This is a genomic window from Sphingomonas sp. G-3-2-10, from assembly GCF_012927115.1.
Classification (GTDB): Bacteria; Pseudomonadota; Alphaproteobacteria; order Sphingomonadales; family Sphingomonadaceae; genus Sphingomonas.
The window spans coordinates 144,739-158,336 of sequence record NZ_JABBFY010000001.1 but is presented as its reverse complement, the minus strand read 5'-3'; the positions used below and the strand labels follow the sequence as shown (position 1 = coordinate 158,336).

Sequence of the window (13,598 nt, the reverse complement as noted above, 5' to 3'; positions counted from 1 at the left end):
CGATGGCGAAGATCCGCTGGCCGCTGTTCGTCCGCCGCACGCACAAATGGCTGGCGCTCTTCGTCGGCATCCAGGTCGTGCTGTGGACCGCCACCGGCTTCTACATGGTGGTCGTCCATATCGATACGATCCACGGCGATCATCTCGTGCGGCCGGTCGCGCCGGCGCCGTTACCCTTGGCCGGTGCGGTCGCGCCGGCCAGGATCGCGGCCCAGACGCCGGGGCTGACCGAGTTGCGGCTGCAACAGCGGCTCGGCCGCCGGATCTGGCGCGCGCAGGGCAAGGACGGCGTCCTCGCCTTCGACGCCACGACCGGCGCGCTCCTGCCCGCACTTACCGCCGATGAAGCGCGGCGGATCGCCCGCACCCAATATGCGGGCAGCGGCGAGATTGTCGGCACCACCCTGCTGACCACGCGCGAACAGGAAATGGGGTCGCGGCCCCCGCCCTATTGGCAGGTCGAGTTCGCGGGATGGAACCGGCCGACGCTCTATATCTCGCCCGCCACCGGCGAGCTGCTCGCCAAGCGGCACCTGCTGTGGCGCGCGTTCGACGTCGCCTGGATGCTCCACATCATGGATTACAAGACGCGCACCGACGTCAACAATCCGCTGCTGCGCGTGGCGACATGGTCGGCGCTGGCGATGGGCCTATCCGGCGCATGGCTGCTCTTCTGGTCCTTCCCCCGCCGCAAACGAAAGGCGCGCTGATGCGCATCCGTCTCTCGCCGCTCCTGTTCCGGCGGATCCACAAATGGGTGGGCCTGATCCTCGGCCTGCAATTCCTCCTCTGGGCGCTCAGCGGCGCGATGATGGCCGCGCTCGATTCCGACGCCGTGGGCGGTCATGACGGGGCCGCGCCCCATGTCATGCCGCTCCAGACCGAAGGGCTGATCGATCCCACGCGGCTGGCAACGGGCGGCACGGCCGAGGCGCTGGCGGTGCGCGATCTTGCCGGGCGGCCGGTCTATGAGATCCGCGACGCCGCCGGGACCCGCCTGTTCGACGCGACCACCGGCGACCGGATCGAGATCGATCAGGGCCTCGCGACCGAAATCGCCGCGCACGGGATCGTCGCGCGCGTCCTGAAGACCACCCGGCTCGCCAACGCCAATCTCGAAGCCCGCGATCATACCGGCCCGATGTGGCGCGTGGATTTCGACGATGCCGAACATAGCAGCGCCTATGTCTCGGCCACGACCGGGCGCCATCTCGTGACCCGCGGCGACACGTGGCGCACCTGGGACTTTTTCTGGATGCTCCACAACATGGATTATGTCGGGCGCGCCAGCTTCAATCACCCGCTGATCATCTTCGTCGCCTTCGGCACGCTCTGGCTGTCGGGAACGGGCTTCTACCTGCTGTTCAAGAGCTTCAGGGCGGCGGACTTCCGCTGGCTGCGCCGCCGCAAGCGGGGCGAGCCCGCCTAGCCGGCGTCCACCGCGAAGGTCGCCGTCAGTTCGTACCGGTCCGCCGGATGGGTCAGCCACGCGTGCGACACCAGTTGCCCGCGGCTCCAGGTCCGGCGGGTCATCACCAGCACCGGCACGTTGGCGCTCATGCCCAGCAGCGCCTGCGTCTCCGGATCGGGCATCGTCGCGGCAACGCGATGCTCGACGCGATCGAGCGGCGCCACGCGCGTCAGATACTCGTTCGGCGTGACCGTGTGGAAATCGATGGCGCCATAATCGGGCGCCGCAGCGGCGAGCACCAGCCGCTTCTCGAGCTGGATCGGAAACTCCGCCTCGTGATGCACGATCATGCTGTGGAAAATCCGCGTTCCCGCGCGCACGCCCAGCAATTCGGCGAAATCGGGGTCGGCCCGCAGCGTTTCGTTGCACAGGACGCGCGGACGATAGCTGTGGCCCCGCACGCGGATTTCGTCGGCGATGTTGCGGATCTCGATCATGTGGCCGATCGGCTTCGGCTCGGCGATGTACGAACCGGCCCCCGCGCGCCGCACGATGATCCCCGCGCTGCTCAGCTCGCGCAGCGCCCGGTTCGCGGTCATCCGCGACACGCCGAACTGCTCCACGATCTCGGCTTCGGACGGCACCCGGTCGCCCGGCCCGAGATGCCCGGACCGCAGGGCGGAAACGATATGGCGCTTGATCTCGACATAGCGAGGCAGGCCCTGCCCGGCCTCCGCGTCCGCTTCCTGCGCCGTCAAAACCCGTTCCCCGTCAGTTGCCCCGGGAACTTGTCTATACAGCTGTCGCCGATTGCGCCACGGCAAACCTCCCCTCGCGGCGCGTCGTCAGGCGCGACGGCGCCGACCGCACCTCACCAGTAGCGGCGCGTCGCGATCGCCGCGCCTTCCGCCAGTGCGGCCAGCTTCGCCCAGACGACGGCGGGATCGAGCCCCCCGCTCCCGACATGGATGCTGAACCCACAATCCACGCCGCCGATCACGCGCTCGCGACCGACCAGATCGGCATAGCGGCCGATGCGCTGCGCGATCAGTTCGGGATGCTCGATATAGGTCGATTGCGGCTCGATCAGCCCGGGGCACAGGATTTTGCCCTCGGGCACGCCGACCTCCTCGAACAGCGTGAACTCATGCGCGTGGCGCGGGTTCGCCGCTTCGAACAGGATCGTCGCCGGCTTGGCTGTCCATACCAGATCGATGATGTCGGCCAGCGGCACGTCGCAATGATGCGGCCCGGGATAATTGCCCCAGCACAGATGCATCCGCAGCAGCTCGGCCGGGATATTGGCCAGCGCATGGTTCAGCGCCGCGATGTGCATGCCGATGCGCTTGCGGAATTCCGGCAGCTCCAGGTCGGTATATTGAACATGCCGCCCCATCGCCAGATCGGGGCAATCGACCTGCAATGTGATGCCCGCCGCCGCGATCGTCTCATATTCGTGGCGCAGCGCCTCCGCGATCGCGAACAGATATTCCTCGTGATCGCGATAATGGTCGTTCGGGAAGAACAGGGCCGTCACGCCCGGCGACGCCGCGCTCATGAAGACCTGCCGCCCCTCCGCCCTGGCGACAAGGCGTTCGGCGTCGATCCGCGGCGCTTCCATGTCCTTGACACTGATCGGCCCGTTGCACGCCGGCGCGCGCCGTCGCGACCGCCCGGCATCGCCGAAAACCTTGTCGCGCGTGCCCGGATATTCATCCAGATCCTGAAACGCGTAGCTGCCGCCTTCGCCGCCAAAGCCGTGCAGGCGATCCTTGATATAGGTGGCATAGCTTGGCTTCGACATCTCGCCGTCGCCCAGAATATCGATTCCCGCCGCAACCTGCTTCGCCACCATTTCCGCAACGGCCGCATCGACTGCTGCGTCAAGCGCATCGGCATCGACCGGAACGCCTTCGCCCTGCGCGAACATCATCCGCATCAGCGCCTCGGGGCGCGGCAGGCTGCCGGTATGGGTCGTCAGGAATTTCTGCGTCATCTCACCGTCCCCGAATTTGACCCGTCATGCGCCGCGATAAAGGCGGCAAGCGCTGCGTTATAGATGTCCGGCCGCTCGAGATTGCACAGATGGCCGCAGCCCGGAATGTCGAGCCGCTCGGCCCCCGCAATGCGCTCCAGCGCCCGAGCGACCCGGTGGCGGCTCGCCGGTTCGTTCGCGCCGGTGATCGCGAGTATCGGCGCGGAAATCCGCGCGCAATCGGCCTGCGTCACATCGAGCGCGGCCCGCGCGCCCAGATCCCGTCCGGCATAGTCGGCGGCGATCGGATCGAGCCACTTCGCCGCGTCCCCGCTCACCTGCATCAGCGGATGATCGCGCCACAGCTCACGCATCTCCGCGATCTTCCGCGCGCCGGCCAGCGCCGCCATCCGGGCGACCGGCGGCTCATCCTCCGCCTCGCCCGGCAGATCGGAAAGCGGCGCGCCCTGCACGATCAGTGCACTCACCCGTTCGGGATGATCGATCGCGAACCGCATCGCCACCCGCGCGCCCTGCGACATGCCGACCACGGCAAAGCGGCCAAGGTTCAGCTGGTCCGCCAACGCGAGAATGTCATCCGTCTCGCGCGTCATGTCGGGTGGGGCGGAAGAGCCGCCATTGCCGCGCCGGTCGAGCGCCACGATCCGGTATCGATCGGCGAGTGCCAGAGCCTGCGGTATCCAGACGCGGCGGTCCAGCGTCCAGCCGTGCAGCAGCAGGACCGGCCAGCCGTGCCCCAGCGTCTCGACGCGTATCGCCCCGCCCGGCACGGGAACATCGCTAAACGTGCCGCCAAATGCCGCTGTCGCTGCCTCGGATACGCGGGCGCAGTACATGCCGGGTCGCGGTCAGGCGGCCAGCTTCGCCGCGATCTGTGCGACGTGCCGTCCCTGGAAGCGCGCGCCCTCCAGCTCATTCTCGCTGGGCTGCCGCGACCCGTCTGCATCGGCGATGGTCGAGATTCCATAGGGCGTCCCGCCGCTGATCTCCTTCATCTGCGCATTGCCCGGCCAGCTATAGGGCAGCCCGACGATCACCATGCCGTGATGCATCAGCGTCACCTGAGTCGAAATCAGCGTGGTCTCCTGCCCGCCATGCTGGCTCGCGGTCGAAGTGAAGGCGCTGCCCACCTTGCCGACCAGCGCGCCGCGCATCCACAGCCCGCCGGTCTGGTCGAGGAAATTGCGCATCTGCGCCGCCATGTTGCCGAACCGCGTCGGCGTGCCGACGATGATCGCGTCATAATCGCCAAGCTCGTTTGGATCGGCAAAGGGTGCAGCCTGATCGGTCTTGATGCCCGATGCCTTGCACACTTCCTCTGGCACCAGTTCGGGCACGCGCTTCACCACCGCTTCCGCGCCCGGAACCTCTGCTACGCCCTGCGCGATCGCCTGCGCCAGCGTCTCGATATGCCCGTAGCTGGAATAATAGAGGATCAGGACGCGTGGCATTGGAATTCCTTGTCAGTTGCAAAGCGGCGCCGTGGACTCATGCCCACGGCGCCGCCCTGCGGATCAGAAGTTGAAGCGAACCCCGGCGGTGAACTGCCGCCCGGTGGTATCGTACAGGTTGATAAGCGTTCCCGCGCCGAGCCCCGGCACCGTGTTCACATAGAATTGCGGCGGGGTCCGATCGAACAGGTTGTTCACCGTCAGGAAGAACTCACCCCGTCCACGGATCATCTCGGGACGCAGCGTCAGCGTGACGTCGGTATTCAACACCGGCGGCAGATCCTCCTCGGCATAGCGCAAAGTCGGTCCCATCCGGATCCGGCCGATCAAGCCTTCCTGGACGAAGATCCCGAAATTCTTCGCTTCGTAGCTGACGCTGAAGCTGCCCTTGAAGTTGGGGATCGTCGTGTCCGAACGGCCGCCCAGCGTGCTGTAACCGGCATATTCGATCACCGGCTGGTTGCCGCTCAGGCGGGTGCGATAGCGATGCACGTACGTCGCATAGAGACGCAGCGCGAGGCGATCCTCGCCGATGTTCGTGCGGTACGACGCATCGAAATCGATCCCCTGCGTCTCGATCGTCGAGATGTTGACGCCCGCGACGCGCACTTCGGTCGGGAAATTGGCCGCGGTCCGGTCGGAGAAGGGCAAGGGCCGCGTGATCGCCGCGCAGGACGGCGCCGTTCCGCCGCTATCCTCGCAGTCCTGCAGGATCTGCGCCGCGCTCAGCGTCGAGATCGCACCGTTGATCCGGATCTTGTACGCGTCGACCGACAGCGCGAACCCCGGCAGGAACGCCGGCTGCGCCACCAGGCCGATGCTCAGCGTATCCGCCACTTCCGGCTTCAGCGCGGAATTGCCGCTCGACCGCTGGAAATAGGATCCGTTGGTGTTGGTGTGCGGATCGAGCGTCGCGGTCTGGATGAACTGCGCCCCGGCGAACAGATCGAACAGGGTTGGCGCGCGGATGTCGCGCGATCGCGTCGCACGGAACTTCAGGCCGTCGGTCGGCGCCCAGATGCCGCCCAGCTTCCACGTCGTGACGCCGCCGCTGGTGCTGTAATCGGCATAACGGATCGCCGCGCTCAGATCGAGCGACTGGAAGAACGGCGTATCCTTCAGCACGGGGATCGCGATTTCGCCGAACACTTCCTTCACGTTGCTCGAACCGTTCGCGATGCCGGTGTTGGTCAGGTAGAAACGCGTCGCGTTCGCCGCCAGGCCGCGCAGGCCGGTATTGTCCTGCAACACGGCGGGATCGGAGTTCGAGGTCAGCTTCAGGCTCTGCTCGCGATACTCGCCGCCCACCGCGATCGACAGGGGCCCCGCGGGAAGCTCGAACAGATCGCCCGACACGCCGAACACGACATTGTCGGTGATCATCTCGGCCCGGTAGGTCGAGGTGCCCATCACATAATCGCGCGCAGCCGCGGATGCCGAACCATAGCCGAACGGATTGAGCGGAACGCACCCGGCATAGCGCGCGCGCACCGCCGGGTCGGCGCTCAGCGTCGGACGGCAGACGATGTTACCGCTGCCGTCGAACACCGCGTCCAGCGCCGCCGCGAGCTTGGTCTGTTCGAACTGGCCCGGCTGGCGGAACTTGAAGATCGTGCTGCCCCGCGAGTAAGCGAGGTTCCAGTCGAAGCCGCCGATGCGCCCCTTGGCGCCCGCGATCGCCTGCCAATTGTAGATCGTCTCATAGCCGGTGATCGGGCCGAATTCGTCAAACAGCTTGCGCAGCGTGAATGAAGCCGTGCCGGTGTTGGTCAACTGGGTTTGCAGCGGCGCGGGCAGGAACGCGTTGCCGCTGAAGATCGCCGGGGTCAGCAGCAGGTTGGGCAGCGAGTTATAGCTGATGTCGGACTTGGCACCCATGAACTGCGCGAAGATCGTGACATCGTCGGTCGCTTCGAAATCGATGCGGCCGAACACCGAGTCGCTCTTCGTCGCCGCGCTCGCCGACACGCTGCCCGGCGCATAATAATAATCGCTGTTGCCGGTGAAGAAGCCCGTCGAGCCGGTCGGCGTACCCGCAATCGCGGTCCGGTAATTGTTCGGGCCGTTGAGGAACACCGTGTTGGCGAACGGCCCGGTGCTGACCAGGCCGCCGAAGCTGGCGAAATTATAGCGAGCGCCGGTCACGAAGTGCAGCGGATTGGATGCCGATCCCGGCGCGCCGCCGCCGATCACCGATCCCACCGCGATGCCCTGCTGCGCCAGTTCGGGCCGGTCGCTGACCAGATAGCCGTCGCTCTGGATATGCTCGTAGCTGAGCAACACATGGACGCGATCGGTCAGGTTGAACCCGCCGGCCAGGCCCAGCCGGTTGGTCGCATTGTCGCCACGGCCGGAAATGCCCGCCTGCGCGACGCCCTTTACGCCGTTGAACTTGGTATCGAGGACGAAGTTCACCACGCCGGCGACCGCGTCCGAGCCATAGGATGCCGATGCACCCGCCGTGACGATGTCGACGCGCTGGGTCAGCAGTTGCGGGAACAGGTCGACATTGACGGTGCCGAGATAGGTCGAGGGCGATGCGCGCACGCCGTCGATCAGGATCAGCGTGCGGATGCCGCCCAGACCGCGCAGATTGAGGATATTGCCGTGATTGGGCGTCGCGAAGGTGGTCGAGCTGCGGTTGGGACCCGCCGAGCCGACGAACTGGGGCAGCTTGTTGAGGCCGTCCGGGATGCTCGCCGGGGCCGCCTTAAGCAGATCGTCCGACGTGGCGACCGTCACCGGGGTCGGCGCCTGATAGCCGTCACGAACGATGCGCGATCCGGTCACGACGATCGCGTTACCCGGATCGGCTGCGGTCTGCGTATCGTCGGTTTCGGCCGGGGTCTCGGCAGGCGCGTCCTGCGCCTGCGCAGCGACCGGGGCCAGCGCGATCAGGCACGCCGCGCCGCACAGCATCCGTAGCCGGATGGAAGTGATTTTTCCCTTCATACAACCTCCCATTTTTTGCGCTGTCCCCGGCGATATTCGACGACCCGGTCAGGCTTTTTCTAAATTTCGTATATCGAAATCTGCTTCGATAAACGAATTGCTATCATTGTTACCTATTCGATGCAACGGGCGATTTGGCGGCTTGAGCGGGGCCGGCGCCCGTCCGCGTCACGGGCGTGGGCAGCCGTCCGGCGCGCCGGGATCGCTCCCGGCGTCCGTTGAACGCGCTTCCTTTTCTACTCGCGCGCCGCTGCGGCGCTCAGGCCGCGTGTGCTCCGGCGCGGAACTGGTTGTTGTTGCTGTGATCGCCCGCCAGCCAGCGGCGCAGCTCGGCATGGGCCGTCGCGCGACGCTCTGCGTCTCCTTCGAGCGCGGCGGGCGCGTCGTAGGTGAACTCCAGGATCATGCCGTTGGGATCCTTGATATAGACCGAGCGGCAATAGCCATGCTCGAGCACATAGGTGTCCGGCTCGCGGATGCCGCGCTCGGCGATCCGCTGCTCCAGCGCCGCCTGAGTCTCGGCGTCGACGTGCAGCGCGATGTGATGGAAGGGCGACTGCGGCATTTCCGGCCCGAACTCGGCCTGATCGGCCGGATCGGCGAACTGGAAGAAGGCCAGCGCGCTGCCGTCGGCCAGCTCGAAAAAGCAGTGGCAATAGACGCGTTCCTTGCCGAACAGCTCGTCGGCCTCGCAATAGGTCGCGACCAGCGGCAGCCCGATCACGTCCTCGTAAAAGGCCCGCGTCGCTTCCAGATCCTTGGTGACATAGGCCGTGTGGTGAAGCCGGCCCGGCAGCGTCTTCGTCATTCCATCATCCTTCCCTCTTCGGCGACCCGGGCTATTCGCCCGCGGAAACCACTCTTTTTATGTTCGTTCGTTGCAGAATAGCATCGTTGTCCTGACCCAGCACGGGCGGCGCGACGACCGCTTCGTCATGCTGGCCGTCGAAACTGATCGGTGACCGGATCGTGCGGAATCTCCCTTCCGGCCCCTCGCCTTCGATGACGATTCCCAGATGCTTCGCCTGCGCGCTGTCGATCACTTCGCTCGAATCGAGCACCGGCGAATGCGGCACTTCGTGCTTCGCGAGGCGCTCGGTCCACCAGTCGCGCGGATGCGCCGCGAACAGCGGAGCGAGCTGCTCCACCACCTGTTCGTAATGGGTGATGCGCGCATCGCGCGATTCGAAACCGGGCCGCTGCAACAGGTCCGCCTCGCCCACTGCCGCGGCGAGATTCTCCCAGAATTTCGGCGGCGACGACATGTGCAGCGCCAGCCACAGCCCATCGGCGCACTGGAACACATAGGATTGCGACACGTGCGGCCTACTATGCGGCCCCATCACTTCGCCGGCGGAGAGAAGATGCGTAAAGTCGTCAAGGTTGAAGTGGCACATCGCTTCGAACATCGACGTCTCGACCAGCCGTCCCTTGCCCGTCTTCGCACGCTCGTACAGCGCCGAGATCACGCCATAGGCCGCGTAGAAACCGGTCAGCGAATCCGCGATCGCCGGCCCTACCACGCGCGGATGCGCGGGATTGACCAGCAGGCGCAGGAATCCGCTCGCCGCCTGTGCCACCGTGTCGAACGCGGGCCGGTCGCGGTCGGGACCGTCGGGCCCGAAGCCGGAGATCGAGCAATAGATCAGCCGCGGGTTGATCGCCCGCAGCCGCTCCGCCGACACGCCAAGCCGCTCGGCCACGCCGGGCCGGAAATTCTGGATGAACACATCGGCGTCGCGAACCAGCGCGTCCAGCGCCGCCAGATCCTCCGGCTCGCGCGTGTTGAGCGTGATCGACTCTTTGTTGCGATTATAGGTCTGGAAATGCGGGGCGTAGAGCGACCCCTGATAGGCGCGAAACGGATCGCCACCGTCCGGGCGCTCCACCTTGATCACTCGCGCCCCCATGTCCGCGAGGAGCATTCCGGTCGCCGGACCGGTGATGAAGGTGCCCATTTCGAGGACGGTAATATCGTGAAGCGGTTTTGGCATCATTCTCCCCGGCCAGGCCGCTGCGGTCTGGTTTCTGGCAACTCGGCGCACCGCGCCTTGCCTTGACAGCCTGCTACACTTTTCGGATAGCGGTTACAACTTCGCAAAACGAAAAAAGTGATCGGACGACGATGCGCATCGGAAAACAGGACAAACCCTTCTCGGCGATCTGCACCTCGGACGCCGAAACCATCACCGTGCGCGGCCTCGACCTGTGCAGCGAGGTGATCGGCAAGGTCGATTTCACCAGCTATTTCTGGCTGCTGGTCACCGGCACGCTGCCGACCCCGCCGCAACGCGTGATGGCCGACGCGGTGCTGACCGCGATCGCCGAACATGGCCTGGTGCCCAGCGTCGTCGCCGCGCGCATGACCTATGCCGCTGCCCCCGAAGCCATGCAGGGCGCGGTCGCCGCCGGGCTGCTGGGATGCGGTTCGGTCGTCCTGGGCAGTGCGGAGAAGGCCGGCCAGTTCCTCGCCTCCTGCGTCGCGGCAAGCGGGGCGTCGTCGCCCGAAGCCGCGGCGCGTGCCGCCATCGCCGAACTGCGCGCGCAGCGGCTCGCCGTCCCAGGCCTCGGCCATCCCCAACATGCCGGCGGCGATCCGCGCGCGCATCGCCTGATCGCGATCGCCCGCGAACAGGGCATGGCCGGCGCGCATTGCGCAATGCTCGACACCGTCTCGGCGGCGCTGCCCGAAGCGATCGGGCGATCGCTGCCCATCAACGTCAACGGTGCGATCGCCGGGGTGATGCTCGATGCGGGCTTCCCGCTCGCGGCGCTCAAAGGCATTTCCCTGCTCGCACGCACGGCGGGACTGATCGGGCATCTGCAGGAAGAAACGACGCAGCCGATCGGCTTCATCCTGTCGGGCGCCGCCGCCGCCGCAATCGACTGCGACGGCGCGAAAGCGGACTGACCCAGCCGCCTTCAGCGAAGGCGCACGCGCAGTTCCTCCAGCCCCAACAGGAAGCTGTTGGCCAGCCATTCCGGGTTGCGCGTCTCGAGATGCGCGTCCGGAAAGCGCTGCGAAAAGCTCTTGAGGAAGATCGAGACTTCCATCCGCGACAGCGACGCGCCCAGGCAGAAATGCACCCCGGACGAAAACGCCAGATGCTGGCGGGCGTTCGCGCGGGTGATGTCGAACCGGTCTGGCTCCGGAAACACCTCGGCGTCGCGATTGGCCGAACCGAGCAGGCAGGTCACCCGGCTCCCGGCGGGGATGAAATGTTCGCCGACCTGCATGTCGGCCTGGGCGTTGCGCGAGACCATCTGGCCCGGCGTGCGATAGCGCAGGATCTCCTCGACCGCGTTCGGGATCAGCTCCGGGTCCGCGCGGATCGCGTCCCATTGCTCGCGGTGGGTGAACAGTTCCAGCAGGGCGTTGCCGATCGTGTCCTGCGTCGTCTGGTGCCCCGCGATCACCATCTGGGCGACGATGCCCATCACATCCTTTTCAGACAGCGCGCCGCCCTGATCCTCCTGCGCTTCCAGCATCCGCTTGAGCAGGTCGGTCGTCTGCTGCCCGCGCCGCAGGTCGAACGTATGCTTCAGCCGCGATTCCAGTTCGCGCATCCCGGCATGGACCTCGTCGATCACCAGCGGCACCTGCTCGGGCGGATTGCCGATCAGCTTGACCATGCTCTGCCATGACGTGTGGATGCTCTCGCGCACGTCTTCGGGAATATCGAGCATTTCCGAGATGATCGTCAGCGGAAGCTGGTAGGCGAATTCGGAAATGATCTCGACGCTGTCGCGCGAGGCCAGCTCCTCCAGCCGCTCGTCCACTTCGCGCTGCACCCGCGCGCGCATGTCCTCGATCGCTCGCATGGAGAAGACGCGCGTGGCCAGCGTGCGCAACGCGACATGCTTCTCGCCATTGCTGGACGTGAGCCAGCGCAGCTGATGCTCGAGCACTTCCTGATATTTCGCGCGCCGCTCGGGATCGAGGCCGCGCATCACTGCCTGCACCCGCTCGCCCTCCGGATCGAACCCGCTGGCGAAATTGCGATGATCGCGCAGCACCGCCGAACAATCGGCATGGCGCGACAGGAAATAGATGTCGCCCATCTGGAACATCGGCGCTTCGTTGCGCAGCCGGGCATAAACACCCCAGCGGTCCAGCGGCGCATCGGGACGCAGCGCCAGCCAGTCGTTCACATCCTGTACGAGCGGGCGCTCGGTGCAATCGACGGTCATTTCACTCTCCCGATTATTTCGTATATCGAAATATTATTCGTTATAAGAAATACAGGCAGGCGCGGCTCGGGTCAACCGGCGAGCGAAGCCGCCTTTTCGGCGTCGGTCACATGCAGCCCGCCCCGCGAGCGGAAGATCCACAAGGCGGATGGCCGCTGCTCGACCACGATGCGCTCGACCTGCTCCCCGGCGTCGCTCGCCGGCACGTCGCGCACGACGAGGTAAGGCCAGGCGGGGGATTCGCCGCGGCGCTGGTCGGGGTTGCGCTCGAGCACCGCATTGCCGGCGGGCATCGCGTCGAAAAAGGCGAGCAGCACCACGCGCTCGCCGTCGCCCCCCTCCGCGAACGACGGAGTCGCGCCGCCATCTACCGGCGTATAGACCCATGCGGCATGGTCCGGCGCGAAGACCCCGCCGGACGGGGTGAAGCGGCTGACATTCTCCGAGACGCGGGCGTGCAGCGCGGCGACATCGTCCGCCTCGAGATCATAGATGGCAAGGCTCCGCCATGCGGGCTGACCCTCGGCCTGCCGGGCCCCGTCCCGCCAGTATCGCCGCCCCCGCACGAATCCGGGACAGAAATCGACCACATCCTGAAGGTGGTGGGCGTCGTACCAGCGATGGAACTCGTCGTCGCGATGCGGTGTCGGATCACTCAGTGCCAGGAACAGGTGATGCCGCATCGTCGCTCTCCAAATATATTTCGATCATCGAAACATATTTCGTTATGCGACATCTGTCGAGGTCAGTCGTCGCTGAGCATCCGGCTGACCTGCGGCACCTGACGGAATTCCGCGGAAATCCGCGCGCCATGCTCGCGCACCATTTCCAGCCGCTCCGCGACGATCCGCTTCTTGTCGATCCGCTTGGAATGTCCCGAGCTGTTCAGCGCGGCGACGACCCGCCCGTGCTGGTCGAACAGCGGCACGGCGAGCGAAATCACGCCATAGGCCAGCTCGTCCTCGACCACCGCATACCCATCCTTGCGCGCCGCCAGGATCAGCTTCTTCAGCTTTGCCGGATCGGTGACGGTCTCTTCGGTCAGCGCCGGCAGCGCACCCTGAAGATAGGCGTCGATCTCCTCGTCGCTCCGGTCGGCGAGCAGCACCCGGCCGGTCGCGGTGCAAAAGGCCGGAAAGCGGCTGCCGACATGCGCCTCCAGCCGCATCAGCGCGCGGGCCGACGAGCGGGCGAGATAGACGACGTCGCGGCCCTGAAGCGTGGTGATCGCCGCCGCGTCGCCGGTCTGGTTCGCCAGCGCGGTCAGATGCGGCAGGGTCATCCGCTCGATGTCCAGCGCTTCGAGGAACGCCGCGCTCAGCTTGAGCACCTTGGGCAGCAGGAAGAAGCGCCGGTCGCCATGACCGACATAGCCTTCGTCCTGCAAGGTCAGCAGGCAGCGGCGCGCGGTCGCCGGCGCCAGCTGGGTCCGCTCCGCCACTTCGCTGAGCGTCAGTTCGGGCCGCCCCTCGCCGAATGCCAGCAGCACATCCAGCCCCTTGGCGAGACCCCCCATCCCCTCCTTGCGCTCTTCAGCCAATCCGACGTCCTCCCAGCGATCTCTCTGCTTCGCGTGCAATGCTTCGGACAACATTGC

Annotated in this window: 13 protein-coding genes; 3 read left to right on the top strand and 10 right to left on the bottom strand. The window is 66.1% G+C overall.

Going from position 1 to position 13,598, the window contains the following annotated elements; translation table 11 throughout:
• The first annotated feature begins 2 nt into the window (after positions 1–2).
• Complete coding sequence (locus HHL13_RS00875) at positions 3–710, top strand: PepSY domain-containing protein (protein WP_169553903.1); 708 nt, start codon at positions 3–5, stop codon at positions 708–710.
• Complete coding sequence (locus HHL13_RS00870) at positions 710–1,429, top strand: PepSY domain-containing protein (protein WP_240953585.1); 720 nt, start codon at positions 710–712, stop codon at positions 1,427–1,429. Before HHL13_RS00875 ends, HHL13_RS00870 begins: the two co-directional genes overlap by 1 nt.
• Here HHL13_RS00870 and hutC read toward each other — a convergent pair.
• From hutC to HHL13_RS00835, 7 genes are all read right to left on the bottom strand, one after another.
• On the bottom strand, positions 1,426–2,169 hold the full coding sequence (gene hutC / locus HHL13_RS00865; RefSeq protein WP_169553902.1) for a histidine utilization repressor: 744 nt from the start codon (positions 2,167–2,169) through the stop codon (positions 1,426–1,428). The two genes, HHL13_RS00870 and hutC, sit on opposite strands and share 4 nt — an antisense overlap.
• A gap of 113 nt (positions 2,170–2,282) precedes the next feature.
• Positions 2,283–3,407, bottom strand: coding sequence for an epoxyalkane--coenzyme M transferase (locus HHL13_RS00860; protein WP_169553901.1), 1,125 nt, complete (start codon positions 3,405–3,407; stop codon positions 2,283–2,285).
• Positions 3,404–4,243 carry an alpha/beta hydrolase gene (locus tag HHL13_RS00855; protein ID WP_169553900.1) on the bottom strand — a complete coding sequence of 280 codons (840 nt, stop codon included), beginning with the start codon at positions 4,241–4,243 and terminating at the stop codon, positions 3,404–3,406. The genes HHL13_RS00860 and HHL13_RS00855 overlap by 4 nt, the downstream gene beginning before the upstream one ends.
• 12 nt (positions 4,244–4,255) lie before the next feature.
• Positions 4,256–4,858, bottom strand: coding sequence for an NAD(P)H:quinone oxidoreductase (gene wrbA / locus HHL13_RS00850; RefSeq protein WP_169553899.1), 603 nt, complete (start codon positions 4,856–4,858; stop codon positions 4,256–4,258).
• Between the two features lie 63 nt (positions 4,859–4,921).
• Entirely contained in the window at positions 4,922–7,810 is a 2,889-nt protein-coding gene (locus HHL13_RS00845; protein WP_169553898.1) for a TonB-dependent receptor, read from the bottom strand.
• Positions 7,811–8,069: 259 nt separating this feature from the next.
• A complete protein-coding gene (locus HHL13_RS00840) occupies positions 8,070–8,618 on the bottom strand; it encodes a VOC family protein (RefSeq protein ID WP_169553897.1) in 549 nt (182 codons plus the stop codon).
• Between the two features lie 31 nt (positions 8,619–8,649).
• Positions 8,650–9,807 carry a CoA transferase gene (locus HHL13_RS00835; RefSeq protein ID WP_206376809.1) on the bottom strand — a complete coding sequence of 386 codons (1,158 nt, stop codon included), beginning with the start codon at positions 9,805–9,807 and terminating at the stop codon, positions 8,650–8,652.
• A gap of 128 nt (positions 9,808–9,935) precedes the next feature.
• Between HHL13_RS00835 and HHL13_RS00830 the strand changes: the two genes are divergently transcribed.
• Positions 9,936–10,721 carry a citryl-CoA lyase gene (locus tag HHL13_RS00830; RefSeq protein WP_169553896.1) on the top strand — a complete coding sequence of 262 codons (786 nt, stop codon included), beginning with the start codon at positions 9,936–9,938 and terminating at the stop codon, positions 10,719–10,721.
• 11 nt (positions 10,722–10,732) lie between these two features.
• Here HHL13_RS00830 and HHL13_RS00825 read toward each other — a convergent pair whose 3' ends face one another.
• The 3 genes from HHL13_RS00825 to HHL13_RS00815 form a co-directional block, all read right to left on the bottom strand.
• Complete coding sequence (locus HHL13_RS00825; protein ID WP_169553895.1) at positions 10,733–12,001, bottom strand: cytochrome P450; 1,269 nt, start codon at positions 11,999–12,001, stop codon at positions 10,733–10,735.
• A 71-nt stretch (positions 12,002–12,072) separates the two neighbouring features.
• Positions 12,073–12,684: a hypothetical protein gene (locus HHL13_RS00820; protein ID WP_169553894.1), complete on the bottom strand. Its 612-nt coding sequence runs from the start codon at positions 12,682–12,684 to the stop codon at positions 12,073–12,075.
• Positions 12,685–12,746: 62 nt separating this feature from the next.
• Positions 12,747–13,541 carry an IclR family transcriptional regulator C-terminal domain-containing protein gene (locus tag HHL13_RS00815; RefSeq protein WP_169553893.1) on the bottom strand — a complete coding sequence of 265 codons (795 nt, stop codon included), beginning with the start codon at positions 13,539–13,541 and terminating at the stop codon, positions 12,747–12,749.
• Positions 13,542–13,598: the final 57 nt, after the last annotated feature.

Bases quoted from the DNA above. Each gene is read 5' to 3' on its own strand.
- HHL13_RS00870 (WP_240953585.1), top strand. From the start codon at position 710: ATGCGCATCCGTCTCTCGCCGCTCCTGTTCCGGCGGATCCACAAATGG.
- HHL13_RS00860 (WP_169553901.1), bottom strand. From the start codon at position 3,407: ATGACGCAGAAATTCCTGACGACCCATACCGGCAGCCTGCCGCGCCCC.
- HHL13_RS00835 (WP_206376809.1), bottom strand. From the start codon at position 9,807: ATGATGCCAAAACCGCTTCACGATATTACCGTCCTCGAAATGGGCACC.
- wrbA (WP_169553899.1), bottom strand. From the start codon at position 4,858: ATGCCACGCGTCCTGATCCTCTATTATTCCAGCTACGGGCATATCGAG.
- HHL13_RS00845 (WP_169553898.1), bottom strand. From the start codon at position 7,810: ATGAAGGGAAAAATCACTTCCATCCGGCTACGGATGCTGTGCGGCGCG.
- HHL13_RS00825 (WP_169553895.1), bottom strand. From the start codon at position 12,001: ATGACCGTCGATTGCACCGAGCGCCCGCTCGTACAGGATGTGAACGAC.
- HHL13_RS00820 (WP_169553894.1), bottom strand. From the start codon at position 12,684: ATGCGGCATCACCTGTTCCTGGCACTGAGTGATCCGACACCGCATCGC.
- HHL13_RS00830 (WP_169553896.1), top strand. From the start codon at position 9,936: ATGCGCATCGGAAAACAGGACAAACCCTTCTCGGCGATCTGCACCTCG.
- HHL13_RS00875 (WP_169553903.1), top strand. From the start codon at position 3: ATGGCGAAGATCCGCTGGCCGCTGTTCGTCCGCCGCACGCACAAATGG.
- HHL13_RS00855 (WP_169553900.1), bottom strand. From the start codon at position 4,243: ATGTACTGCGCCCGCGTATCCGAGGCAGCGACAGCGGCATTTGGCGGC.
- HHL13_RS00840 (WP_169553897.1), bottom strand. From the start codon at position 8,618: ATGACGAAGACGCTGCCGGGCCGGCTTCACCACACGGCCTATGTCACC.